The sequence below is a fragment of the Duganella levis genome (assembly GCF_009857605.1).
GTDB lineage: Bacteria > Pseudomonadota > Gammaproteobacteria > Burkholderiales > Burkholderiaceae_D > Rugamonas > Rugamonas levis.
Map to the genome: position 1 here is coordinate 70,461 of NZ_WWCT01000003.1, position 22,804 is coordinate 93,264.

Genomic DNA, 22,804 nt, shown 5'->3' on the forward strand with positions numbered 1-22,804 from the left:
TTAAGCAATTAACGCCCACTTAAGCCTGGAAGGAGTAAGATGGTCTCGCAGTCAAACAACAGGAGCAAGCTATGCAAATCCAAGTGAATACCGACAAAACCATCACTAATCACGCGGGCCTGGACGAACACGTTCAAACCGTCGTAGGCAATGCCCTCCACCGCTTCGGCGAACAAATTACCCGTGTCGAAGTCCACCTGAGCGACAACCTGGGCCAGAAATCCGCAGACGGCGACAACCGCTGCCTGATGGAAGCCCGCCTCACCGGCCTGCAACCGATCGCTGTCAGCGACCACGCCGCCACCTTGCATCAGGCGATCAGCGGCGCTACCGAGAAACTGAAGCGCTCGATCGAAACCGCCGTGGGCAAGCTGAACGCCCATAAACGCCATGCCGACGGCACCGGCGCCGTCTCAGCCGCCGTCGTGGCCGAAGCTGAAGAAGAGTAATTCCTGCTGCGGGGCCGGCGCTTAACGTAGCGCCAGCTCCCGCAAGTAGCGCAGTCCTTGCAGCGACCTGCTGCCATACCAGGACATCATTTCCCCATCCACCAGCAGCACCGGTTTGCCGATCTGGCGTTCCAGCATTTCCGCATGCGCTTCGGTGAAGCGGTACGGCTCGCTAGACAGCAGCACGCCATCGATTTTCTCAATCAACTCGCTCGACCAGCGGAATGCCGGATAGCGCTCTTCGCCCAGCTCCGGCACGCTCCAGCCGATTTCCTCCAGCATGCGGGCGATGTAGGTATCGCGTGAAATCGTCATCCACGGGTCCTGCCACACGCAGTACAACATGGTTTGCGGCCGGCCTTTCGGCGCGGCTTGCAGCAGCGCGTATTCCGCCTCGAACGCGGCGCACCAGTCGGCGGCCTGCTGTTCGCGGCAGAACACGCCGCCCATCAGGCGCGCCAGCGCGACGTTGTCATACGGGCGCAGCGGATGGGTGACGATGATATTCGGCACGAATTCGGCCAGCGCATCGGCAGTCGGCTTTTCGTTTTCGTCAATATTGAGCACCACATGGGTCGGCGCCAGCGCGCGGATCTTGTCCAGGTTGACGTCCTTGGTGCCGCCGACCTTGGGAATGTCCTGCACCACGTCCCACGGATGGATGCAGAAACCGGTCCGCCCCACCACTTGCGCGACCAGGCCCAGGTCACACAGCAACTCGGTAATCGACGGCACCAGCGAGACGATGCGCGCATCCGGATCGGGTTGATGGGCGACTCCCAGCGCGTCAAGGTAGCTCATGTTGTTTCCAGTTGGTTGCAATGCCGTTATTGAACCACGCCTCTAACGTTTTCGGATATGATAATTCCAGAACTAATGATTGCCTTTTGGCATCCTGCGAGACATCCTTGAAACAAATCAGCACATTCGGCTCATCGAGCTACCGGATCAGCGACTTGCAGCTGCTGCGCAACTCCGACGACGACGCCGTCATTGCCAAGCTATTGGCCCATTGCCCCATCATGCTGCTGGACGCCGACGAGGCCATTGCCGAGTCCAACCGCGCGCGGCTGTACATCCTGCTGCGCGGCGCGCTGTGGGTGGCCAGCGATACCCGCTCCGGCATGGCCGACGGCACCATCAGCAAGATCCTGCCGGGCGAAAGCGTGGGCGAACAGTCGGTGCTGGATGAGGAAGCCAATCTGTCCACCACCACCGCGCTGGAGGAAAGCGAAGTGCTGGTGGTCGAGGCCGACATTGTCTGGCAATTGATCGATCAATCGAATGTGCTGGCGCGTAACCTGCTGCGGCTGCTGTCGTTCCGCATCCGCGCCGCCAACGCGCAACTGCGCCGGCGTCAGAAACTGGGCGAGTTCTACCGCCAGCTGTCGATGATCGACGGCCTGACCGGCTTGTACAACCGCGCCTGGCTCAACGACCTGCTGCCGACCATGGTGGCCACCGCGCACGGCTCCAACGCGCCGCTGGCGCTGATCATGATCGACCTCGATCACTTCAAGAAATTCAACGACGCCCACGGCCACCTGGCCGGCGACGAAGCCTTGCGCGCGGCGGCCCAGGTGCTGAGCGGCGCGCTGCGGCCGACCGATTTCGCGGTGCGCTACGGCGGCGAGGAAATGATGGTGTTGTTGCCGGATACCAGCGACAAGGTGGCGGCGTCGGTGGCCGAGCGGCTGTGCGAACGGATGCGGCAAGCCAAGGTGTTTACCGATATGCGCCTGCCGCTGCCGCACATCACGGCCTCGCTGGGTGTGTCGGTGCTGCGGCCGCAGCAAAGTGAGCACGATCTGATCGCCACCGCCGACGCGGCGCTGTACCGTGCCAAGGAGCTGGGCCGCGACCAGGTCGCGGCCTGAATCGAATCAGGCAGCGGCCTTGTCGGTGCTTGTGCCGGCGGCTGCGGTGTCGGTTTTCGGCTGATGCGCGGCGATGAAATCGTCATACCCCTTCTGCACCAGCTCATAAGTCTTGTCGATATTGGACGAAATATCGCCATTCAGCGCGTTCAGCCCTTGCAGCACATCGCGCGCCTCCTTGAAGCCGCGTTCCATGCCGGATTTGATGGTGTCCATGAACTTGTTCAGCAGTGCGCCCTCGTCTTCGCCGGGGTGCTGCTGCTTGTAGGCTTCAAAAAAGCCGGTCGACAAGGATACAATGCGGCCGGCGGTGCCTTCCGGGGTATTATCCTGCGACGCGGCGTTCTGGATTGCATCATCGCCGAAGCCGTCTTTCTTGAGCGCCTCGTTAATGCCGGTCAGCGCGGTTTTCAGCACCACCGACATCTGGTCGTTCGATGAACTGATCGACACCGACAAGGAAGCCTGTACGATAGAGGCATTCAAATCGGCCTTGGCCTTGGCGGCAACCGACACCGGCTTGTCATCCTTGGCCTGGACCTGGGTCGCGGCATTGGTGGTATTACTTGAAGTCAGCGATACGGGAGTAGCCATAATGTTGCTCCTCAGTGTAGATGCCTAAATTATCGGCAGTTTTTTAAATTTCTGTAGCACCTTATGACAAATCAGACATTTCTCTGGCACGACTACGAAACCTTTGGCGCCGTTCCACGTCGCGATCGCCCGGCGCAATTCGCCGCGATCCGCACCGACGCCGAGCTCAACGAGATCGGCGATCCGATCATGCTGTATTGCAAGCCAGCCAATGATTTCCTGCCAGATCCACAATCTTGCTTGATCACCGGCATCACCCCGCAGCAATGCCTGGAGTGGGGCGTGCCCGAGCACCAGTTCGCGGCCACCATCGAGCAAGCGTTCTCGCAGCCGGGCACCATCGGCGTCGGCTACAACACCATCCGCTTCGATGATGAAATCACCCGTTTCATGTTCTGGCGCAACCTGATCGACCCGTATGCGCGCGAGTGGCAAAACGGCTGCAGCCGCTGGGACTTGCTCGACGTGGTGCGCATGACCTACGCGCTGCGGCCGGAAGGCATCCAGTGGCCGACCAAGGAAGACGGCAAGCCCAGCTTCCGGCTGGAAGACCTGGCCAAGGGCAACGGCCTGCTGCACGAGTCGGCGCACGATGCGCTGTCGGACGTGCGCGCGACGATTGCGCTGGCGCGGCTGATCCGCCAGCACCAGCCGAAGCTGTTCGACTTCTGCTTCGCGCTGCACAAGAAAGACCGCGTGGCCGACGAGATCGGCATGCACCTGGCGGTCAACCTGCGCCAGCCGTTCCTGCACGTGTCCGGCATGTTCCCGACCGAGCGCGGCTGCATCGCCCTGGTCTATCCGCTGGGCACGCATCCAACCAACAAGAACGAAGTCATCGTCTGGGATTGCACCTACGATCCGAGCGAGCTGTTCACGCTGGACGCCGACACCATCCGCACCCGCATCTTCTCGCGCGCTGACGCGCTGCCGGAAGGCGTGACGCGCTTGCCGGTGAAGAGCATTCACCTGAATAAATCGCCGATGCTGGTGTCCAACCTGAAGACCTTATCGCCGGCCATGGCGGCCAAATGGGGCATCGATCTGGAACAGGGCAAGGCGTACGCGGCGATTGCGGCGGCCGGACGCGACCTCAGCGCCGTGTGGGAAGAAGTCTTCCATCGCCCGCGCAGTGCACCGCTGGACGTGGACGAGGATTTGTACAACGGCTTCATCAGCAAGGACGACCGCCGTCTGCTGGACACCTTGCGGCGCGAATCCCCGGCGCGGCTGGCGGTGGCGTCACCTTCGTTTGACGACGCCCGCCTGGCCGAACTGCTGTTCCGCTACCGCGCCCGCAACTTCCCGGAAACCTTGTCGGAAACCGAAGTCGAGCATTGGGAACAGCACCGCGCTGCACGCTTCTACGAAGGCGTGGGCGGCAGCCGCACCATCGACGACTTCTTCGCCCAGATCGATGAACTGCAACAGCACGCCGACGAGCGCGCCGAGCAGATTCTCGGCGACTTGTACGAATACGCCGAGATGGTGGCTCCGGCGCAGTAACCCCTCACTGCATGGGGTCTGACCCAAGGGTCAGACCCCGGTATGCGGGCTGCGGGGTACCGATCAACGATATTGGTTGATGGCGCTCCGGGTTTCTTCCGCCACGCGCCGCGCGGCCGTTGCGAAGTCTTCCCCCGCATTCGGGGTCGCGTACAAAATCGCGCGCGACGAGTTGATCATCATGCCGGCGCCATTCGCGGTGCGGCCCGAGGTGACGGTCGCTGCAATATCACCGCCCTGCGCACCGATGCCCGGCACCAGCAGCGGCATGTCGCCGACAATCGCGCGCACCTGCGCCAGTTCTTCCGGGAACGTCGCGCCGACCACCAAGGCGCACTGGCCGTTGCTGTTCCACTTCTCCGCCACCAGGCGCGCCACGTGCTGATACAGCGGCTTGCCGCCGACATCCAGGAACTGCAAATCCGAACCGCCGGCATTCGAGGTGCGGCACAGGATGATCACGCCGCGGTCGCTCCACTCCATGTACGGCTCCACCGAATCCGAACCCATGTACGGATTAACGGTCACCGCATCGGCGCCGTAACGGTCATACGCTTCGCGCGCGTACTGGCGCGCGGTGGCGCCGATGTCGCCGCGCTTGGCGTCGAGGATCAATGGAATGTGCGGATAATGCTCGCGCACGTAGGCGCAAATCTGCTCCAGCTGGTCTTCCGCGCTCAGCGCGGCAAAGTAGGCGATCTGCGGCTTGAACGAGCACGCCAGGTCGGCGGTGGCGTCGATGATCTCGCGGCAAAAGTTGAAGATGCCTTGCGGGTCATTCTGGAACTGGGCCGGCAACTTGGCCATGTCCGGGTCCAGGCCCACGCACAGCAGGGAGTCGTTGGCCGTCCAGGCGGCAGATAATTTGTTGATAAAAGTCACGACGGCTCCCTAATGAAAAATGCAAACCCTCTATTGTAACCTGACCATGGCGGGGTACTAAAACAGCCTGTTAAAATTTGCCATCTCCACCTCAGAAAGCACATTCCCATGAAATTAACCGATAAAGTCGCGATCGTCACCGGCGCCACCCAGGGCATCGGCCTGGCCTGTGCCCAGCGCCTGATCGCTGAAGGCGCCAAAGTCATGCTGGTGGACATCAAGCCGGAAGGCGCCGATGCGGCCGCCGCGCTGGGCGAACAGGCGCACTTCTTCGCCGCCGACGTCAGCCAAAAGGCGGATGTGGACGCGATGGTGGCCGCCACCCTCGCCGCCTTCGGCCGCATCGACATCCTGATCAACAACGCCGGCGTCACCCACGCCGCCAACTTCCTCGACGTCTGCGAGGAAGATTTCGACCGCGTCATGCGCATCAACCTGAAATCGATGTTCCTGTGCGGCCAGGCGGTGGCGCGCGTGATGGCCAAGCAGCTGAGCGGCAGCATCATCAATATGTCCAGTGTCAACGCCGAGCTGGCGATTCCGAACCAGGTGCCGTACGTGGTGTCGAAAGGCGCGATCAACCAGCTGACCAAGGTGATGTCGCTCAACCTGGTCGAGTACGGCATCCGCGTGAACGGCATCGGCCCTGGCACCATCCTGACCGAGCTGGCCAAGAAAGCCGTGATGTCCAGCCCGGAATCGCGCAATACCATTTTGTCGCGCACGCCGATGGGCCGCTGCGGCGAGCCGGAAGAAGTCGCCTCGATCGCCGCCTTCCTGGCCAGCGACGACGCCAGCTATGTGACCGGCCAGACCCTGTACGTCGACGGCGGCCGCCTGGCGCTGAACTACACGGTCCCGGTCAAATGACAGAGTTATGCCCTAGCCTGATGTCTGGTATCTGAAAGAACAATTAGACACATATCTTGCGACGCCGCATAATAGCTCCTGTCTCCACTATTCTCCTCCAAGAAAATAGTTTTAAGCCCGCTCAAGTCAGCGGGCTTTTTTTTTGTTCAGCGAAATTGTTCGCTGTCATAACGGCGTCACAAACGCTGCCTATACTGGACACATCTTAAGTACATGCAACCGATAGGCATGACTGAAGAAAAGGTGCACCGGGGTCCGGTGCACCACTCCCGTTTTATTGCAGTGCATGGTATTGTCTGCCCCATGTTCAAGCAAATCTTCCTTACCGCTTCCCACGCCCGTCTTCGCTACTGGACCGCCATTGCGCTGTACCTGCTGATCTTGATTCTCGGTTCGATTCCCGGCGCGCGTCAGGACATCGGCGAAGTGGCTTCCGGCGTGGTGCTGCATTCGCTGGCTTACGCCGGCCTGACCCTCCTGATTTTCACCGGCGGCAGCGGCACACCGTCGCAACGCGCCGGCAAGGCGGTGCTGACCATTGCCCTGATGGGCGCGATCGACGAGTGCCTGCAAAGCCTGTTCCCGTACCGCCACGGCGCGGTGTCGGACTGGATGGTGGACTGCACGGCAGCCATGCTGACGGCCGGCTTCATGTGGGCTCTCTGGAGTCGCTATCGCAGCCTTCCGGCTGACTGATTTCGCCTGTCGACAACTTCACATCCATCCGCAACTCTTGCAGCTGCTCGGCCTTGGCCACGCGTACCAGGCCGTGCAGTGCATGCAGGAAGAAATGCCGGCTGCGGGTGTCGCTGCAGGTGGCATCAATTAACTCTTCGATAATAGTGTCTGTCACGCGTGTCAACATATCGATATCCTTTCAAGTGATACCGAACAATTATTGCGTGCAGGTAGCATGTTTCAATTGATGTACATCAATAGTAACCGAAGGTATAGGAACGATGCGTCCCCGCGCCTCTCTGAAGATATTTCGAGGGAGGTAAAGATGAAGAACTCAACAGGATGGATGATCGCGCTGTGCCTGCTCGGCGCAACGGCCTGCGCCGACAGGGCCAGCCAGAGCCCTAGCACCGCCAGCGATGCGACGCCGGTCAGCACCGGCTCGATGATGGCCGGTCCCACACCGCAGCAAGCGCAAACCAGCTACGGCGTCGTGCAGGCCATCGACCAGTTACAGCGTCAGGATGCCGGTCTCAGCGCCATGGGCACTGCCGGCGCGGCAGCGGCCGGTGGCAGCATGGCCGCACCGACCGACAAGGTCTACCGCGTGATGCTGCGCATGGATGACGGCAGCAACCAGATGGTGGTGGAAGAATCGATGCCGAGCTACAAGGTCGGCGACCGCATCCGCTACAGCAACGGCAGCGTGCGGCCCTACTAGTACAGCTTAGTACAGCTGCTCGACCTGATAGCCGCGCCGCTTGAGCAACTGCGGCAGACCATCATCCCCCACCAGATGCAGCAGGCCCACGCCGACAAACGCCACCTGGTCCTGCTGCATGATGCGTTCGATGTTGGCCGCCATCTCTGGATTGCGCTTGCCGAGCAGCACGCGGTTCATGAAGCCGGCAGAAATGCTGTCGCCGCTGGTGGCGTTATGCCAGGCGGCCTGGATGCCGCTGCGGTCGGCCGCATTCCAGGCCTCGATCAGCGCCTGCGATTTTTTCAGCGAATCGCCATCGGCCAGATCGGCCAGGTTTTCCAGCAGATACTGCTCCTGCTGCTGCGCGTCCAGCGTATCGAACAGGCTCAGTTGATAATCCGCGCTCTCCAGCTCGCGCACCGTCTTGTCCTGTTTCTGCGCGGCCGCCAGCAGCGCAAACTCCACCGCCTGGCTGCGCTGATAACCGTTCTTTTCCATTTCCGCGCCGACCAGCAGGTTGGCGATCAGCCACGGTTTGTACTGCTGCACCGTCGACAGCGCAATGCCGGCGCGCGCCAGCGCCTGCACGGTCTTGTCCAGCGTCGCCGGGGTCAGATGATTCTGGATCGAGTCGCCTTCGGGATAGCGGCCATGGCGCGCCAGCGCCACCTGGAACTGCTTGTCTTCGCGGATATCGAGTTCGATCACCAGCGCCGTGGAATCGAGCAGCGCGCGCGACGCCACCGCGTCCAGCGGATAAAAACCGTCACGGCCCACGTGGATGGTGCCGTACAGATAGCTGGTCTTGCCGTCATGCGTCACCCGGAACAACTGGCCGCGATGCTGGAGCGAGGTTTCCAGCGTGCCGGCAGCAAAAACGAGCTGGCAGCAAGCCAGCAGGAAAGCGAACAGGATTCCCGGTTTCATAATATTTACATTGGAATAAAAGAGAATAAGACGGGCGCCTTATTGATTCCAATAGTAATTCAGTGCCGGGCACTGCCAGAAACTATTTTTTAAAACCGTCGGAAAAATAAAACATTATTTAAGGCGATTTTGACAATTACTGATTATTTTGCTCACACTTCCGTCTTTAATCAGCTGCTCAATTGCCTTATTCACCTCATCCACCGGAACCTGTCCCTTGGCAGACACGGCGCACTGGGCCTTGTAGCTCTTTACCACCAATGGCGGATAGATCGATAGTTTCTCGCCAACCTTGAGATAATAATCAAGCGTGTTTTTCTGGGTAATAGCATGATGCAAACGCCCGGCCGCCATTTTCCTTAAATTACCTGATGACGAATGACCATCATCACGAATAAAACCCTGGCCTAATACCTTATCGAATTCGGGATAGTAATATCCCAATATTGTTGCCACCGGTTTTCCGGCGATATCCTGAAGCGTATGCGGCTGCGGTTCGGTAGTATCGCTGACCAGCACTTCCGACACCGGGAAAAAGCCGCGCGTCCATTCAAACTTGCCCGGCATCCAGGCTGGCAGGTACAGGCAGACCAGATCAGCCTGGCCAGACTCCAGCGCCATGGCGATGCGCTTGCGCGGCAGCAGCAGGAAACTGGCCTCGCGGCCCAGCTTGCCCGCCAGCGCCTCGCCCAGCTCCTTGTGAAAACCTTCGGTCAGATGATTGTCGCGGAAGCCCGCCATCGGCATCTCGGTGCCGTTGTCGACCGCCACCACCAGCGGCGGCAATGGCGGCATGGCGGCGGCGGTTCCCATCGTAACGATCACGGCAATCAGGGCCTGGCCTGCACGCTTGGCCCAATCTGTGTATGCTTGTCTATCCATCTTGAAAGGATTATACCCACACACTTTCAATGGGATTGTCATTACCAGAAAGATTACCGCCCATGATTCCGTTTTCCATCCTTGATTTGTCCCCGATTGCCGAAGGCAGCAACCCGACGGCCTCGTTCCGCAATACGTTGGACCTGGCCCAGCACGGCGAACGCTGGGGCTACAACCGCTACTGGCTGGCCGAACACCACGGCATGCCGGGCATCGCCAGCGCCGCCACGGCGGTCGTGATGGCCCATGTGGCCGGCGGCACCAAGACCATCCGCGTCGGCGCCGGCGGCATCATGCTGCCCAACCACTCGCCGCTGGTGATCGCCGAACAATTCGGCACGCTGGAAGCGCTGTTCCCCGGCCGTATCGACCTCGGCCTGGGCCGCGCGCCCGGTTCCGACCAGACCACCGCGCGCGCCTTGCGCCGCAACCTGGAAACCGACGCCGACGCCTTCCCGCAAGACGTGCTGGAATTGCAGGACTATATGTCCGACAACCCGCGCCAGCGCGTGCTGGCCGTGCCCGGCAAAGGCGCGAAAGTGCCGATGTGGATACTCGGCTCCAGCACCTTCGGCGCGCAGCTGGCCGCGCACCTCGGCCTGCCGTTCGCCTTCGCCTCGCACTTTGCGCCGCAGATGATGCAACAGGCGATGGCGCTGTACCGCGCCAATTTCCAGCCGTCCGCGCAACTGGCCAAGCCCTACGTCATGCTAGGCTTCAATGTGTTCGCCGCCGACACCGATGAAGAAGCGCACTTCCGCGCCACCTCGATGCAGCAAGCCTTCGTCAACCTGCGCACCGGCCGTCCATCGCAACTGCCGCCGCCGAAAGTCGGCTACCTCGACACGCTGGGCATGCCCGAGCGCGCGATGCTGGACTCGGTGCTGTCGTGTACCGCCATCGGCTCGCCGGCCACGGTCAGCGCCAAATTGCAGGACTTCATCGCCCGCACCGGCGCCGACGAGCTGATGATCACCTCGCAAATCTACGAGCACGCGCAGCGCCTGCGTTCGTATGAAATCACCGCCGAGGTCCACCAGACACTGAAGCGCGAACAGGCCGGACTGTAAAAGTGCGCACGCTCAGCAGGAAATGGCCGTGGCCGTTAGAATGTCGGCCTTTCCAAATTTCCGGAGCCTGACGTGAGCGAATCCAAAGCCCATCAAGACCTTTCCCCCGGCATGGTCTGGCTGTTCGCCATCGCGACCGGCCTGATCGTCGCCAACCTGTACTACGCGCAAACGCTGATCGGCCCGATCAGCCGCGCCACCGGACTTGATCCCAGCGCGGCCGGCCTGATTGTTACGCTGACGCAGATCGGCTATTGCATCGGCCTGCTGTTCATCGTGCCGCTGGGCGACTTGCTGGAAAACCGCCGGCTGATCTTCATCGCCCTGTTGGTGACGGCAGCCGCCTTGCTGGCGGCCTCGGTCACCAGCAGCGCCAACCTGTTCCTGTTTGCCGCCTTGTGCATCGGCCTCGGCTCGGTGGCGGCGCAGATTGTGGTGCCGTTCGCGGCCCATCTGTCGAATCCTGAAACGCGCGGCAAGACCGTCGGCAAGGTCATGAGCGGCCTGCTGATGGGCATCATGCTGGCGCGTCCGGTCGCCAGCCTGGTGGCCGATGCGTTGGGCTGGCATGCGATCTTCGTGCTGTCGGCGATGACCACGGCGGCACTGGCTTTCCTGCTGCGCGCCAAGCTGCCGCAGCGCCAGCCGCATGGCGACATGCATTACTTCGACCTGCTGGCTTCGATGTGGCACCTGCTGAAAGCCACGCCGGTGCTGCGTCGCCGCGCCGCGTACCAGGCCTGCATGTTTGGCGCATTCAGCCTGTTCTGGACTTGCGTGTCGCTGGAATTGACCGGACCGTACTTCCAGATCAGCCAGACCGGCGTGGCGATCTTTGCGCTGGTGGGTGTGGCGGGAGCGATTGCGTCACCGATTGCCGGCCACCGCGCCGACCAGGGTAAAAGCCGCTCGACCACCATGATTGCGCTGATCCTCGGCGTGCTGGCGTTTGCCATGCCGCTGGCGATCCACAGCAGCCGCCTGGTGGACCTGGGCGTGCTGGTGCTGACGTCGATCATTCTGGACATGGGCGTATCGGCCAATCTGGTGACCGGCCAGCGGGCGATTTTTGCGCTGCCGCCGGAAATCCGCAGCCGCTTGAACGGGCTGTACATGGCGCTGTTCTTCATGGGCGGCGCGATCGGCTCGTCGCTGGGCGGCTGGATGTTTGCCGCGCACGGCTGGACCGGCGTGTTGTGGACCGGCCTCTGCTTCCCGCTGATCGCCCTGTGCGTGTTCGCCACCGAATAAAATCAGGGTCAGTTCTGCCAAATGTACACGAGCTCATGTACATTTGGCAGAACTGACCCCGAATTAATGTCCCCAGAAACGCACCTGTCCCTGTAAGGACACGGTGCCGTTGATATTCAGGCTGCCGAGGTTACCCGTCACCGGCGCGCTCGGATCGTTCTGCACGCTCAGCGATTCGAAGCCGAAGTTGGTGTAGCGCACATAGCCCGGCAGCCCAATCGCAATATAGTCGCCGCCGCCATCCGTGCGCGTTTGCACGCCCAGGCTGACGGCGAACATATCCACCGTCCCGCGCACATTCTTGAACACGATGTAGCGATTCTGCCCGCCGCCGCTGAAGCCCAGCGACAGCCGGCTATCGCTGACCGCCCCCACCAGCGTCGGATCGTTCAGCACCACATGCGCCGCGAAGCTGATGCCATCGCCGCCGCGCACCTGCGACAACTCCTGGTCATCCAACGCCCGCAGCTCGCCAGCCTGCGCAACGCTCATCCCCATCAGCAGGCAAAGCAAGCCGCGCTTCATTGCTTGAACTTGATATCAAGATACTGGATCTGAATCGATCCAATGCGCGACGAGCCCAAATCCACCGTCGGCTGTCCCGGACTCACGAACGAAATATTGTCCACTGCAATGCTGCCGGCCGGCGCCTGGCCGCTGCCATAGCGCGCATCCGGCCAGTCAATGCCGATATGCAGACGCGGCCCCGACTCATCATTCAAGGCATTTATCACCGCCGGCTGCGACGCCACATTGGCAATCGCCCACGTACCGCCATCCGCACCGCCGATGTGGATGCCGCTCAACACCATCGCCTCGGTCGCATCATCGCGGCCGCGCGGCTGGAACGACAGCTGCCCAATATCCAGCTTCAGCGCCGCGCCGAACGCGATGCCGTCATTCACCTGTGGTGTGGTGAACTGCAAGCCCCCGCCCGTCAGCACCATGTCCTTGACCACCACACTGCCCTGCTCGCGCACTACGCCATTGGCGCCGACACCCCAGTCATACGCCATCTGCCAGCGCTGTTCGCTATTTGCATTGACCGGAAACGCGATATTGATCACATCCGCCAGCCCCGGCGCACCGGGCACGATATCCAGCCGGAACGGATCGGAAAACGGCAACAGGCTGTCGCTGCGCGATGCCGAAAATTTTTCCGCATACAGGCTGGCGCCAGTTGGCGTGGTGTAGGTGACGCGCGCATCGCCGCTCATCGCAAAGCCGTTCAGGTCGAAGCTGACGCCATCGCGCCCGCGCACCGACGACAGCACGCTATCGCTCAGCGGTTCCATCGCGCCGGCAGACGCAACCACAATCAGCAACAAGCCTAGCAGCATCCGCATCAACGCCCCTTCGGCAAGTTGGGCGGCGTGATGCCGCTGGTATTCAGCGCCTGCAATTTATCGCGCCAGTTCAGCCACACGCCGGCCTGCGCCGGATCGGACGCCGGCAAGCCCGCCGCTGTCGGAAACTGCACCGCCGTCTTCAGCATGGACACCCAGAAATCCCGGCTGCCGCCGCTGGCATCGCCCGCCGTCACGCCGCCCAGCTGCGCCAGCGACAGGCACGATCCGCTGCACGAACCATCCCAGCGCTTGCCGCCCAGCGCATCGGTGCGCGAGTCGAGCACCAGCGTGCTGCCGTCGGCCGCCGTGCCGGTCACGCGCATCGAGCCAGACAGGGTCTTGATTTGCAAACCGATATCGCCGCTGATCGACTCAAAGCCAAAGCGCATGCCGATCGCCTCGCGCGAAGCGCCATCGGCCGCGTTCTTGTACACAAATTCGAAATAGGGATTACTGATCTGCACCAGGCGCTGCGCGTCGGTGCCGTCGCTGCGGCCGAACTGCATCAGCGAGATGTCGAGATCGGCGCCGCTGCCGTTGCGCGGCGAGTAAGTGTATTCGCCCAGCCGCATATTGCGCAGGTTGGCGCTCAGCGAAATATCCGCCTCCAGCGCGACCTTGCTGAAATCGTATCCGCCCAGGCTGGTATTGGTCATCGTGACGATACCCTGTCCGTGAATACTGGACAGTTCGTCTTCGCTCAGGGGCTGCATCTGTGCCGAGGCCGCGTGCATGCCGCACAGCAGGACCACGCCCAGCAGCAGTCGGCGCATTGTGGGGAAAGTCATCTAGGTAGAAGCGGCGGTCCCGATAGGAACCGCCGTCGCTCAGCCGATTAGTGAGCGAAGATCCACACGGTGGTACCGCGCATATCGATCTGATTCAGGGCGACCGAACCGAACGAGGCGGTGCTGTTGCCCATCTTGATCGCGTCAACCGACACGTTCAGGTAGTGACCATCGGCTACCACGCTTTGCGGGATGGCGATCTGCACCACGTCGCCGCCGGTGGCTTTGCTGTAGAAGGTGCCAGCGTCGGTCACGCCAGCTGCGCCAGCCGCCGTCAGGAACGATGCTTTCGACAGGATGTCGATGTTAGCGGCGATCAGGCCGTTAACCTTGATGCCGTTGAACGATACCGAACCGCCGCCCAGACCGTTAGCGTCGAGCGCATCGGTATCGGTGTAGGTGAAGGAATCGATTTTGATGTTCAGGTTGGCGGCGATCGACACGCCATCCTGGCCGCTGACGGTGCTCAGTTCAGCGTCTTGGATCGGGGTCATGGCCGAAGCCGAGAAGGCCAGGGTTGCCAGGGCTGCTGCGACTGCAGTTTTGATGATTTGCATGAATCAGTCTCCGTAAGGGTTGTGTTTTTTTGGTTACTGCGGCAACCATCTTAGGTTGCTGTTACTGCAAGCGCCATGACGCACCAAGCCAAGCTACATGCGTCACGAGCCGCCGTGCGATTAGTGCGCGAAGATCCAGACGGTGGTGCCGCGCATGTCGATCTGGTTCATGGCGACCGAGCCGAACGAGGCAGCGTTGTTGCCCATCTTGATGGCGTCAACCGACACGTTCAGGTAGTGACCATCGGCCACCACGCTTTGTGGAATGGCGATCTGCACCACATCGCCGCCGGTGGTGGCGTTGTAGAAGGTGCCTGGATTGGTCACGCCGGCATCCTTCGCGGCAGCCAGGAAGGAGTTGCGCGACAGGATGTCGATGTTAGCGGCGATCAGGCCGTTGACCTTGATGCCGTTGAACGATACCGAACCGCCGCCCAGGCCGTTGGCGTCGAGCGCATCGGTGTCGGTGTAGGTGAACGAGTTGATCTTGATGTTCAGGTTGGCGGCGATGGAGACGCCGTCCTGGCCGCTGACGGTGCTCAGCTCGGCATCCTGGATCGGGGTCATGGCCGAGGCCGAGAAAGCTGCGGTGGCGAGGGCGGCGGCCAGAATGGTTTTGATGGTCTGCATGTGGGTATCTCCGGTTGTGGTTGGTTTTTTTCGTAAAACTCTTAATATTTGACTATTAATTAAAAACAATCTTATGAGTCGTTGCCGCCACGGGTCCAGTTTGTCGCGCTGACCGCCAAAGCCAACCGCTTGGCCCCGGGAGCCAGCAGAGCGAAGCGGCGGTTGCTGCACTGTTGCGCGCGATAGCATAAGTTGCAGAAGAAAACCTAGAGTCACATTTCTAAAAAAGTAGCTGCGATGGCAAGCCCAAACATGCGTTAATAAATTACAAAAATGAAAAGACGAGTTGCCGCTTAAATAAAGCACGACCGTACTAATCTAGAATAACGGAGACAGGATGAACACAACAACGGGGCGCCCGACGCCTCAGGGCGGAGCGCACGCCAGCGCTTCGCAAGCCGACACTTTTTCGCGCGCCCGCGTAAGAGGCTAGCCCATGCTGATGCTATTGCTGGGTGTGGTCGCCGTGCTGATCGGCGGCGCCGGTGTCATGTCGCGACACGAACCGCTGGACCGGCCCAAGAGCCAGTTCGAGATGCCGCAAACGCAGCTGGGCGGCGGCGGCTATGTGCAGTCGGTACAGATGGAGCCGTTCTCCGAGCTCAAGTACAAACACATCGTCCGCCAGGCCTTCGACTACAGCTGCGGCTCGGCCGCGCTGGTCACCATCCTCAACTACCACCTGGGCGTGATGGTCAACGAGCAGCAAGCCATGGAAGGCATGCTGGACAAGGGCGAGAAGGACAAGATCATCGAGCGGCGCGGCTTTTCGCTGCTGGACATGAAGCGCTACGTCGGCTCGATGGGCCTGTCCGGCGCCGGCTTCAAGGCCGAGATCAAGGACTTACAGACGCTGACCGAACCGGCCATCGTGCCGATCGACTATGCCGGCGCCAAGCACTTCGTGGTGCTGCGCGGCATCCGCGACGGCGTGGTCTACCTGGCCGATCCCTCGGCCGGCAACATCGTGTTTTCGGTCGAAGAGTTCGCCCGCTGGTGGGACAAGAACACGCTGTTCATCATCTCGCCGGCCAAGGGCCAGGCGCCGCTCGGCCAGCTGGCTCTCAACGACCAGGAACTGGGCGTGGTCGACATGGACCGCGTGACCGGCAAGGGCCGCCAGGAAGCGCTCAGCAACAGCGCCCTGCTGCTGATGCGCGCCGTCAATTCCGGCGCGGCCGGCACCTGGATGCACCGTAACTAACCCCCTCCCCAGCGCACTCACTCTCACAAGGAAGCCGATATGATGTTCCGTACCACTGCTATTGCCGTCGCCGTTGCGCTGACCGCGACCTCTGCCCTCGCCCAGCAAACGCCGCCTGCCGCCACCACCACCACCGCGACCACCGCCGATGCGCGCGACGCGCTGGCCAAGAAGGAAGGCGAAGGCGACCAGAGCGCGCTGCTGAAGCAGACCCTGACTGCCGTCGACAAGCAATACTCGCTGATCCGCACCGGCCAGATCTCGGTGAACTATGACCTCAGCTACAGCTACGTTGGCGAGGAGCGCATCGTCACCGACATCGCCAACGGCAACGCCACGCTGTTCAACATCGAAAACAACAACTCGCACACGGTCACCAACACGCTGTCGGCCGACTACGGACTGCGCGACAACCTGACCACCAACGTCACGCTGCCGCTGATCTCGCGCTATGCCGACACGGCGGCGCGCAGCGGCATGTCCAACTCGCTGGGCGACATCAGCGCCGGCGTGCGCTGGCAGCCGTTCGAGGCGCGCCGCGACACGCCGAATCTGACCGTGGTCAGCAACATTCGCCTGCCAACCGGCCGCAGCCCCTTCAAGATCATCGCCGGCACCGGCGAAGCCACCGGCAGCGGCGTCAGCGCGCTGACCATGGGCCTCAATGTCAACAAGATCGTCGATCCGGTCGCACTGTTCGGTTCGGTCAACTACACGGTCAGCGCGCCGGCCAAGGACCTGTGGCAGATCAACGGCTCGCGCATCCTGACGCGCGTGCAGCCCGGCAACAGCTTCGGTTTCGGCGTCGGCTTCGCCTATGCGCTGTCGTACGGCATCTCGACCACCGTCTCGTTCCAGGAAGCGATTTCGGCCGGCTCCAAGCTGCGCTTTGCCGACGGCCTGGAAGCCAAGACGCATATGCAGACCTCGGGCATCCTCAACCTGGGCCTGGGCTACCGCATCTCGCCCAAGACCACGGTCAACTTCTCGGTCGGCATCGGTGTCACGCCGGATTCGCCTAACCTGGTGGTCGGCATGAACATTCCGCTGAGCCTGTAATGATGCGCCGTCTCGCCATCGCCGCTGCCGTGGCCTGCGCGTTTACCGCGCCGGTCCATGCTGCGCTGACCGAAAACCTGACCACCAGCGTGGTGGCCATGGCGATGGGCAATGCCGTGACGGCCGATCCGCCCGGCATCCAGTCGATCCACTTCAACCCGGCCGGCCTGGCGCGCCTGACGGGCGACAGCGAAAGCATCCACAACTTCGTGGCGTCGATCCGCACCAGCGCCAGCTTCACGCCGGGCCAGGGCTTCGACGTCGGCGGCTGGCGCGACGATCCGCTGTCCAACACCTCCACCGGACCGGTGCGGCAGATCATGTACGTGCCCGGCTACGGCATGCCGGGCTGGCGGTTGCCGGCGGTGGCCGTGCCCGGCATCGGCATGGCGTGGAACAAGGCCGGCTCGCCGTGGACCTTTGCCACCGACAGCTATATGGCGCAGGCGATGAGCCTGGACCGCACCACCGATCCCAACGATCCCGGCCAGTACCAGGGCCGACAGTTGCAGATCCAGCGGCTGGTGTACGCCGCGCCGTCGGTCGGCTACAAGTATTCGGACACGCTGCGCTTCGGCGTCTCGGTGCCGATCGCGCACGCGGCGTTTGTGGTCGACACCAATATGCGCTTCCCCAACGAACTGCTGGGCGTGTTCGGCCAGCTGCAAAAAGGCTGGTGCCCGGAAGACGGCGGCAACATCATCGACGTGTTCGGCTTTGGCGTGTGCGGCGGCGGCAAGGACGGCATGGTCAGCCCGTTCAAGAAGGCGGCCAATATGCGGGTGGAACTGACCTCGCCGTTCGATCCCACCATCAACTTCGGCGTGCTGTGGGAACCATCGCCCAAGTTTGCGATCGGCGCGGTGTACCAGGGCGGCTCGAAAACCCACTACACCGGCAACTACGTGTTCACCACCGATCCGATGCTGCGCAACTTCGTGCGCGGCATGAACGCCAGCCTGCTGGGACCGATTGCCGGCGCGGTGCTGGGCTTTCCGTCGTCGATCCCGGCCGAGCAGAAGGGCAATATGAGCGCCACCATTCCCTTCCCTGCCCACCTGCAGGTCGGCATCAAGCTCAAGCCGGTGAAATACATCCAGCTGAACGTGGACGCCAGCTATGCCCGCTGGAGCGAATGGGATGCGCTGCGCTTCCAGTTCGACCAGAGCGTCAAACTGCTGGAGGTGGCGCGGCTGTACGGCATCCCGGATTCGGGTAAGCTGGTGATCCCGCGCGGCTACAAGAGCGTGGTCAACTTCGCCTACGGCCTGCAACTGAATCCGATCGACCGGCTGTCGATCAGGCTCGGCTTCGAGCCGCGCAAGAGTTCGGTCCCGACCGACAAGATCGATCTGCTGGCGCCGCTGCCGGACACCAGGCTGCTCAGCGCCGGCATCGGCTTCAAGCTCAACAAGAATACTGACATCAACATCACCGGCTCGTACATGACCGGCAAATTCAACGCGCCGGCCAACACCAGCTGCAATATGAACTGCAACACCTTCCTCAACATCATCTACAACCCGTACGCGGGACAGGACGTGCGCGGCGACATCCACGTCCGTTATTTTGGCTTTGAAATCAACAAGCGTTTCTGATCTGGAGGAGCACAACATGAGAAAAATAAAACATCAACTGGCCTTGCTGACGTTGAGCGCGGCCTGCCTGCAGGCCCATGCGGCGCCGGTCTCGCCATCCAAGCAGGCGCTGGTGGACCACGTGCTGAAGCTGTGGAATATCGACAGCATCGGCCAATCGATGCTGCAAGTGCCGGTGGCCGACGCCGTGCAGCAAGCGCGTGCCATGCTGCAAGGACGCGCCGCGCCTGAAAAACGCGATGCGGCCATGAACGACATCGTCGGCGAAGCCAAGCAATTCATGAACGAAGCCACGCCGATCACCCGCGCCAGCGCGGACAAACTGATCCCCACCACCATCGCGCCGATGCTGGCCGAACGCTACACCGAAGAAGAACTGAAGCAGCTGATCGCCATCCTGGAGTCGCCGGTCAAGAAAAAGTTTGAAGCCATGCTGCCGGAAATGCAGAAAACCCTGGGCGAAGGCGTGGCGACCGATACCCGTGCGGTGATCGATCCCAAGCTGCAAGGGCTGAAAGAAAAAATCGGCCTGCGCCTGCGCGCTGCGGTCACGCCATGACGTACTCTTCCGCCCTGCATCTGGTGCGCGGCGTGAAATCACGGCTGGCGCAATCCGGCGTGCAAGCTGATGCGTTGTTCCAGCAAGCCGGTCTGGACGAAGGCGATGGCCTGGCGTGCGATGCGCTGACGCTGTCGGACAAACTGAGCCACCTGTGGGAACTGCTGGTGGCGCAATCGGGCGATCCGCTGATCGGCCTGAAAATCTCGGCGCCGCACCGGCTCGGCTGGCTGGGCGTCATGGGCCACATCATGCTGGTGTCGCCGACGGTGCAAAGCTCAATCGAGCGCTTCCAGGGCCACACCCGTGTCGGCCTGCTGCTGCCCGGCGCGCGGCGCGACGTGCCGCAGCAACGCTACGACTTCGTCTGGTGTGTGCTGCTGCGTTCCCTGCGCTGCGCTGCCGGCCGCGACGACGTGGCGCCGGTGGTGGTGGAATATGCGTTTCCCGAACCGGCCAACGCCCGCGCGTATGAAGAAACCTTCGGCTGCCCGGTGCGCTTTGCCATGCCGCACAACGTCATGGAATTTTCCGACACCGACCTGGTCGCCGCATTGCCCACCAATCCGCCACTGATGAACGGCGGCGGCGAACAGGTACTGGCCTCGCTGGCGGCGGCCGAACCGCCGACCTTCAGCGCCAAGGTGCAGACCTTGCTGGCCAGCCTGCTGCCGAAAGGCCCGCCGCACCGGGATGACGTTGCCGCGCAAATGATGATGAGCGAACGCACCTTGCAGCGCCGGCTGGCCGAGGAAGGCACCAGCTTTACCAACCTGGTCGACGACACCCGGCGCGAACTGGCGCGGCAATCGCTGAGCGCGGGTGAACTGTCACTGAAGATGCTCAGCTTCCAGTTGGGCTTCTCGGAACCGAGCGCGTTTTACCGGGCATGCAAACGCTGGTTCGGCATGGCGCCGTCGGACATCCAGCATAAAAAAGGAGATAGCCATGGGATGGCTCACAAACAATCAGAATAAATCGTTGCTGGGTCAGCTGCTGGTCAAACAGAAGCTGATTACCGAAGAACAACTGGCCAGCGCGATCGCGTTGCAGCGGCAGACCGGCCAGCGGCTGGGCGACATCTTCGCCGAGCTCAACCTCATCACGCATCAGCACATCGAAGACGCGCTGCGCAAGCAACGACGGCTGCGTCTGGCGGCAGCCATCGCCACCTCGCTGCTGGCACCGATGGAAACCTACGCCGCCACCGCATTACCGGCGGCAGCCCTGACCGCCAGCGCCCCCACCACCCGCGCGCTGCGAGCGCTGAGCGAAGAAGAACTGGGCGACACCTCGGCCCAAGGGCTGAGTGACGACCTGCTCAACGCCGTCAAACACGCCAAGAGCAACAATCTGGAAGTGGTGGGCGACATCAGCAAGTTACTGAACCCGGTGCTGGGTTTCCTCGAAGCCGACACCAGCATGAAAAACGTCGTCTACGACGCCAGCAAAGCTGCCGCGACGATCAACAAGGACGGCAGCCTGACGCTGAACCTGCCGTCCTCCATCGGCGAAATCGCCTTCAACAACATCCGCGTGCGCGGCACCGAAGGCAGCAGCTTCGGCAGCATCTCTATCAAAGGCATCGACCTGACCGGCACCACCATCACTCTCGGCTTTCATTAATCCGGGGTCAGGTCCGGCACTTGGACACGAACACAACCGTAACGCATGTTACGGTTGTGTTCGTGTCCAAGTGCCGGACCTGACCCCGGAGTTTTATTTGTTGCGCGGGACGGCGAAGGCGTCGCCGGCTTTCCATTCGGGCAGCTTGGCGGCGTTGGCGATCAGGCGGCCGAGGTTGAGTGTGTATTGGGCCGTCTGCACCATGCCTGACAAGTCCCAGCTCGCATCGTATTCGTCGCTGACCTGGTGGTAACGCTTACCGTAGGCCTGGGCCTTGGCTTTCGCCGCTTCCGGATCTTTGATGTAGTCACGGCCCGATTCGATCGAGAACGCCGGCACGCCATTTTTCGCAAAGTTGAAGTGGTCGCTGCGGAAGTAGCCGCCGGCCAGGTCCGGCTTCGCGGCCGCGATCTGCATGCCCATCGATTTGGCCGCCGTTTCGGCCAGCTTGCCCAGCTCGGTACGTTCGCTGCCTTGCGTGCCGATGTCGCGCGTGGCGCCGACGAAGTTCAGGCTGTCCAGATTCAGGTTGGCCGCCGTCTTGGCCAACGGCCACAGTGGCGACGACGCATACGCGGCGCTGCCCAGCAAGCCTTGTTCTTCAGCCGCTACCCACAGGAACATCTGGCTGCGCTTGGCCGGCACGCGTTGCGCTTCCGCCGCCATCGCCAGCAAGGCCGCCGAGCCGGAAGCGTTGTCCACCGCGCCGTTGAAAATGGTGTCTCCCGTATCGCCCTGCTTGCCCAGGTGATCCCAGTGTGCGCTGTAGATGACAACTTCATCCTTCAGCTTGGGATCGGTGCCCGGCACCACCGCCGCCACGTTGAACTGCTCGACCTTGCGCACCGCCGCTTTCATTTCGCCCTGCAGCTTGGCGGCCAGCGGTACCGGCTTGAAGTCCTTTTTCTCGGCGGCGGCGCGCAGCGCGTCCAGATCCTGACCAGCGGCAGTGAACAGCGCGCGCGCCGTATCGTCCGTCATCCAGCCTTGCAGCTGCGTGCCCAGCGTGCCAGCCGCCAATTGGAAGCGCTCGACGCCCGACCAGCTGTTCTGGATCACGCTCCAGCCATACGATGCCGTCGGCGTGGTGTGAATCAGCAGCACGCCGGCCGCGCCCTGGCGCTGCGCTTCTTCAAACTTGTAGGTCCAGCGGCCGTAGTAAGTCAGGCCCTTGCCGTTGAAACGGTTCGGCTGCTCGGCGGTCGGCTGCGGGTCGTTGACCATCATGACCAGGATCTTGCCCTTCAGGTCCATGCCCTTGTAATCGTTCCACTGCTCATCCGGCGCGGTGATGCCGTAGCCGACGAACACCAGGTCCGCATTGAAGCTGTGCACCGCAGTCGCATCGCCCGGCGAAAACACCCAGTCCTTGCCGAAGGCAATATCGAGCGGCTTGCCGCCTGCTTCCAGCTTCAGCGTGCTGTCCGCCGGCTGCGTCTTGACGCCGGCGATCAGCACCGGCTGGCGGAAGCTGTTGCCGTTGCCCGGCTTCAGCCCCAGCGCCATGGCCTGCGCTTCCAGATACGCCACCGTCAGGTCACCGCCGCGTTGACCGGTGCCACGGCCTTCCAGCAGATCGTTGGCGAGAAATTGCAGATGCGCGCGCAACGGTGCCTCCTGCACCACGGCGGTTTTGCTGGCGTCGGCAGCATGAACGGGGAATGCCAGCGCCAGGCTCATGGCCAGCGCGGATGCTACATAGGATCTCTTCATTGTTGTGATGTCCTGGTCAGTGGTCAGTGCGG

The 22,804-nt window shown here is 62.0% G+C and carries 26 protein-coding genes; 14 read left to right on the forward strand and 12 right to left on the reverse strand.

Annotation, left to right across the window (positions count from 1 at the left end):
- Nucleotides 1-71: 71 nt before the first annotated feature.
- On the forward strand, nt 72-449 hold the full coding sequence (locus tag GTP69_RS05530) for an HPF/RaiA family ribosome-associated protein (protein ID WP_110846963.1): 378 nt from the start codon (nt 72-74) through the stop codon (nt 447-449).
- A gap of 21 nt (nt 450-470) precedes the next feature.
- On the opposite strand, the gene GTP69_RS05535 is transcribed toward GTP69_RS05530, so the two are convergent.
- Nucleotides 471-1,250, reverse strand: coding sequence for a helical backbone metal receptor (locus tag GTP69_RS05535; protein ID WP_161053948.1), 780 nt, complete (start codon nt 1,248-1,250; stop codon nt 471-473).
- A gap of 107 nt (nt 1,251-1,357) precedes the next feature.
- On the opposite strand from GTP69_RS05535, the gene GTP69_RS05540 reads away from it, so the two are divergent.
- A complete protein-coding gene (locus GTP69_RS05540; RefSeq protein WP_161053949.1) occupies nt 1,358-2,326 on the forward strand; it encodes a GGDEF domain-containing protein in 969 nt (322 codons plus the stop codon).
- Nucleotides 2,327-2,332: 6 nt separating this feature from the next.
- On the opposite strand, the gene GTP69_RS05545 is transcribed toward GTP69_RS05540, so the two are convergent.
- Nucleotides 2,333-2,920, reverse strand: a complete 588-nt coding sequence (locus tag GTP69_RS05545; protein WP_161053950.1) for a DUF5610 domain-containing protein — start codon at nt 2,918-2,920, stop codon at nt 2,333-2,335.
- Nucleotides 2,921-2,983: 63 nt separating this feature from the next.
- Between GTP69_RS05545 and sbcB the strand changes: the two genes are divergently transcribed.
- Nucleotides 2,984-4,426, forward strand: coding sequence for an exodeoxyribonuclease I (sbcB, locus tag GTP69_RS05550; protein ID WP_161053951.1), 1,443 nt, complete (start codon nt 2,984-2,986; stop codon nt 4,424-4,426).
- Between the two features lie 63 nt (nt 4,427-4,489).
- Here sbcB and pyrF read toward each other — a convergent pair whose 3' ends face one another.
- The gene (pyrF, locus tag GTP69_RS05555) at nt 4,490-5,308 is read right to left on the reverse strand and encodes an orotidine-5'-phosphate decarboxylase (protein WP_161053952.1); all 819 of its coding nucleotides are present in this window, start codon (nt 5,306-5,308) and stop codon (nt 4,490-4,492) included.
- A gap of 108 nt (nt 5,309-5,416) precedes the next feature.
- Here pyrF and GTP69_RS05560 point away from each other — a divergent pair, with 108 nt between their 5' ends.
- Both GTP69_RS05560 and GTP69_RS05565 read left to right on the forward strand, forming a co-directional pair.
- Entirely contained in the window at nt 5,417-6,178 is a 762-nt protein-coding gene (locus tag GTP69_RS05560) for an SDR family NAD(P)-dependent oxidoreductase (RefSeq protein ID WP_161053953.1), read from the forward strand.
- A 303-nt stretch (nt 6,179-6,481) separates the two neighbouring features.
- A complete protein-coding gene (locus GTP69_RS05565; RefSeq protein WP_161053954.1) occupies nt 6,482-6,874 on the forward strand; it encodes a VanZ family protein in 393 nt (130 codons plus the stop codon).
- Here GTP69_RS05565 and GTP69_RS05570 read toward each other — a convergent pair.
- A complete protein-coding gene (locus GTP69_RS05570) occupies nt 6,828-7,043 on the reverse strand; it encodes a hypothetical protein (RefSeq protein ID WP_161053955.1) in 216 nt (71 codons plus the stop codon). The genes GTP69_RS05565 and GTP69_RS05570 overlap by 47 nt on opposite strands.
- 138 nt (nt 7,044-7,181) lie before the next feature.
- On the opposite strand from GTP69_RS05570, the gene GTP69_RS05575 reads away from it, so the two are divergent.
- Nucleotides 7,182-7,577 carry a hypothetical protein gene (locus tag GTP69_RS05575; protein WP_161053956.1) on the forward strand — a complete coding sequence of 132 codons (396 nt, stop codon included), beginning with the start codon at nt 7,182-7,184 and terminating at the stop codon, nt 7,575-7,577.
- A 6-nt stretch (nt 7,578-7,583) separates the two neighbouring features.
- Here the strand turns inward: GTP69_RS05575 and GTP69_RS05580 are convergent, their stop codons facing one another.
- Complete coding sequence (locus GTP69_RS05580) at nt 7,584-8,486, reverse strand: TraB/GumN family protein (protein ID WP_161053957.1); 903 nt, start codon at nt 8,484-8,486, stop codon at nt 7,584-7,586.
- A gap of 114 nt (nt 8,487-8,600) precedes the next feature.
- The gene (locus GTP69_RS05585; protein WP_161053958.1) at nt 8,601-9,368 is read right to left on the reverse strand and encodes a substrate-binding periplasmic protein; all 768 of its coding nucleotides are present in this window, start codon (nt 9,366-9,368) and stop codon (nt 8,601-8,603) included.
- 62 nt (nt 9,369-9,430) lie between these two features.
- Between GTP69_RS05585 and GTP69_RS05590 the strand changes: the two genes are divergently transcribed.
- Together GTP69_RS05590 and GTP69_RS05595 are read left to right on the forward strand one after the other, a co-directional pair.
- On the forward strand, nt 9,431-10,438 hold the full coding sequence (locus GTP69_RS05590; protein ID WP_161053959.1) for an LLM class flavin-dependent oxidoreductase: 1,008 nt from the start codon (nt 9,431-9,433) through the stop codon (nt 10,436-10,438).
- Between the two features lie 111 nt (nt 10,439-10,549).
- Nucleotides 10,550-11,689: an MFS transporter gene (locus GTP69_RS05595; protein WP_161054139.1), complete on the forward strand. Its 1,140-nt coding sequence runs from the start codon at nt 10,550-10,552 to the stop codon at nt 11,687-11,689.
- A gap of 63 nt (nt 11,690-11,752) precedes the next feature.
- Here GTP69_RS05595 and GTP69_RS05600 read toward each other — a convergent pair whose 3' ends face one another.
- From GTP69_RS05600 to GTP69_RS05620, 5 genes are all read right to left on the reverse strand, one after another.
- Nucleotides 11,753-12,214 carry a hypothetical protein gene (locus GTP69_RS05600; RefSeq protein WP_161053960.1) on the reverse strand — a complete coding sequence of 154 codons (462 nt, stop codon included), beginning with the start codon at nt 12,212-12,214 and terminating at the stop codon, nt 11,753-11,755.
- Complete coding sequence (locus GTP69_RS05605; protein WP_161053961.1) at nt 12,211-13,035, reverse strand: hypothetical protein; 825 nt, start codon at nt 13,033-13,035, stop codon at nt 12,211-12,213. The genes GTP69_RS05600 and GTP69_RS05605 overlap by 4 nt, the downstream gene beginning before the upstream one ends.
- The gene (locus GTP69_RS05610) at nt 13,035-13,811 is read right to left on the reverse strand and encodes a hypothetical protein (protein ID WP_229260825.1); all 777 of its coding nucleotides are present in this window, start codon (nt 13,809-13,811) and stop codon (nt 13,035-13,037) included. Before GTP69_RS05610 ends, GTP69_RS05605 begins: the two co-directional genes overlap by 1 nt.
- A gap of 62 nt (nt 13,812-13,873) precedes the next feature.
- Nucleotides 13,874-14,383 carry a DUF6160 family protein gene (locus GTP69_RS05615; RefSeq protein ID WP_161053963.1) on the reverse strand — a complete coding sequence of 170 codons (510 nt, stop codon included), beginning with the start codon at nt 14,381-14,383 and terminating at the stop codon, nt 13,874-13,876.
- Nucleotides 14,384-14,503: 120 nt separating this feature from the next.
- Nucleotides 14,504-15,013 (reverse strand): DUF6160 family protein, encoded by a 510-nt coding sequence (locus GTP69_RS05620; protein WP_161053964.1) that lies wholly within the window; start codon nt 15,011-15,013, stop codon nt 14,504-14,506.
- A 436-nt stretch (nt 15,014-15,449) separates the two neighbouring features.
- On the opposite strand from GTP69_RS05620, the gene GTP69_RS05625 reads away from it, so the two are divergent.
- From GTP69_RS05625 to GTP69_RS05650, 6 genes are read left to right on the forward strand one after another with little or no spacing between them, the layout of a single operon-like run.
- The gene (locus GTP69_RS05625) at nt 15,450-16,217 is read left to right on the forward strand and encodes a C39 family peptidase (RefSeq protein ID WP_161053965.1); all 768 of its coding nucleotides are present in this window, start codon (nt 15,450-15,452) and stop codon (nt 16,215-16,217) included.
- A gap of 39 nt (nt 16,218-16,256) precedes the next feature.
- Entirely contained in the window at nt 16,257-17,276 is a 1,020-nt protein-coding gene (locus GTP69_RS05630; protein ID WP_161053966.1) for a transporter, read from the forward strand.
- Complete coding sequence (locus GTP69_RS05635) at nt 17,276-18,874, forward strand: OmpP1/FadL family transporter (RefSeq protein WP_161053967.1); 1,599 nt, start codon at nt 17,276-17,278, stop codon at nt 18,872-18,874. Before GTP69_RS05630 ends, GTP69_RS05635 begins: the two co-directional genes overlap by 1 nt.
- Before the next feature lie 16 nt (nt 18,875-18,890).
- Nucleotides 18,891-19,433: a DUF2059 domain-containing protein gene (locus tag GTP69_RS05640; RefSeq protein ID WP_161053968.1), complete on the forward strand. Its 543-nt coding sequence runs from the start codon at nt 18,891-18,893 to the stop codon at nt 19,431-19,433.
- Nucleotides 19,430-20,410, forward strand: coding sequence for an AraC family transcriptional regulator (locus GTP69_RS05645; protein ID WP_161053969.1), 981 nt, complete (start codon nt 19,430-19,432; stop codon nt 20,408-20,410). Before GTP69_RS05640 ends, GTP69_RS05645 begins: the two co-directional genes overlap by 4 nt.
- The gene (locus tag GTP69_RS05650; protein ID WP_161053970.1) at nt 20,382-21,059 is read left to right on the forward strand and encodes a cyclic di-GMP-binding domain-containing protein, MshE-related; all 678 of its coding nucleotides are present in this window, start codon (nt 20,382-20,384) and stop codon (nt 21,057-21,059) included. The genes GTP69_RS05645 and GTP69_RS05650 overlap by 29 nt, the downstream gene beginning before the upstream one ends.
- A gap of 93 nt (nt 21,060-21,152) precedes the next feature.
- Here GTP69_RS05650 and GTP69_RS05655 read toward each other — a convergent pair whose 3' ends face one another.
- Complete coding sequence (locus tag GTP69_RS05655; protein ID WP_161053971.1) at nt 21,153-22,772, reverse strand: M28 family peptidase; 1,620 nt, start codon at nt 22,770-22,772, stop codon at nt 21,153-21,155.
- Nucleotides 22,773-22,804: the final 32 nt, after the last annotated feature.

Coding starts and splice junctions, on each gene's coding strand:
- GTP69_RS05620 (WP_161053964.1), bottom strand. CDS start 15,013: ATGCAGACCATCAAAACCATTCTGGCCGCCGCCCTCGCCACCGCAGCT.
- GTP69_RS05605 (WP_161053961.1), bottom strand. CDS start 13,035: ATGCGGATGCTGCTAGGCTTGTTGCTGATTGTGGTTGCGTCTGCCGGC.
- GTP69_RS05625 (WP_161053965.1), top strand. CDS start 15,450: ATGCTGATGCTATTGCTGGGTGTGGTCGCCGTGCTGATCGGCGGCGCC.
- GTP69_RS05630 (WP_161053966.1), top strand. CDS start 16,257: ATGATGTTCCGTACCACTGCTATTGCCGTCGCCGTTGCGCTGACCGCG.
- GTP69_RS05580 (WP_161053957.1), bottom strand. CDS start 8,486: ATGAAACCGGGAATCCTGTTCGCTTTCCTGCTGGCTTGCTGCCAGCTC.
- GTP69_RS05545 (WP_161053950.1), bottom strand. CDS start 2,920: ATGGCTACTCCCGTATCGCTGACTTCAAGTAATACCACCAATGCCGCG.
- GTP69_RS05610 (WP_229260825.1), bottom strand. CDS start 13,811: ATGCGCCGACTGCTGCTGGGCGTGGTCCTGCTGTGCGGCATGCACGCG.
- GTP69_RS05655 (WP_161053971.1), bottom strand. CDS start 22,772: ATGAAGAGATCCTATGTAGCATCCGCGCTGGCCATGAGCCTGGCGCTG.
- sbcB (WP_161053951.1), top strand. CDS start 2,984: ATGACAAATCAGACATTTCTCTGGCACGACTACGAAACCTTTGGCGCC.
- GTP69_RS05535 (WP_161053948.1), bottom strand. CDS start 1,250: ATGAGCTACCTTGACGCGCTGGGAGTCGCCCATCAACCCGATCCGGAT.
- GTP69_RS05615 (WP_161053963.1), bottom strand. CDS start 14,383: ATGCAAATCATCAAAACTGCAGTCGCAGCAGCCCTGGCAACCCTGGCC.
- GTP69_RS05570 (WP_161053955.1), bottom strand. CDS start 7,043: ATGTTGACACGCGTGACAGACACTATTATCGAAGAGTTAATTGATGCC.
- GTP69_RS05565 (WP_161053954.1), top strand. CDS start 6,482: ATGTTCAAGCAAATCTTCCTTACCGCTTCCCACGCCCGTCTTCGCTAC.
- GTP69_RS05600 (WP_161053960.1), bottom strand. CDS start 12,214: ATGAAGCGCGGCTTGCTTTGCCTGCTGATGGGGATGAGCGTTGCGCAG.
- GTP69_RS05595 (WP_161054139.1), top strand. CDS start 10,550: ATGGTCTGGCTGTTCGCCATCGCGACCGGCCTGATCGTCGCCAACCTG.
- GTP69_RS05640 (WP_161053968.1), top strand. CDS start 18,891: ATGAGAAAAATAAAACATCAACTGGCCTTGCTGACGTTGAGCGCGGCC.
- GTP69_RS05585 (WP_161053958.1), bottom strand. CDS start 9,368: ATGGATAGACAAGCATACACAGATTGGGCCAAGCGTGCAGGCCAGGCC.
- GTP69_RS05645 (WP_161053969.1), top strand. CDS start 19,430: ATGACGTACTCTTCCGCCCTGCATCTGGTGCGCGGCGTGAAATCACGG.
- GTP69_RS05560 (WP_161053953.1), top strand. CDS start 5,417: ATGAAATTAACCGATAAAGTCGCGATCGTCACCGGCGCCACCCAGGGC.
- GTP69_RS05635 (WP_161053967.1), top strand. CDS start 17,276: ATGATGCGCCGTCTCGCCATCGCCGCTGCCGTGGCCTGCGCGTTTACC.
- GTP69_RS05590 (WP_161053959.1), top strand. CDS start 9,431: ATGATTCCGTTTTCCATCCTTGATTTGTCCCCGATTGCCGAAGGCAGC.
- GTP69_RS05650 (WP_161053970.1), top strand. CDS start 20,382: ATGGGATGGCTCACAAACAATCAGAATAAATCGTTGCTGGGTCAGCTG.
- GTP69_RS05575 (WP_161053956.1), top strand. CDS start 7,182: ATGAAGAACTCAACAGGATGGATGATCGCGCTGTGCCTGCTCGGCGCA.
- GTP69_RS05530 (WP_110846963.1), top strand. CDS start 72: ATGCAAATCCAAGTGAATACCGACAAAACCATCACTAATCACGCGGGC.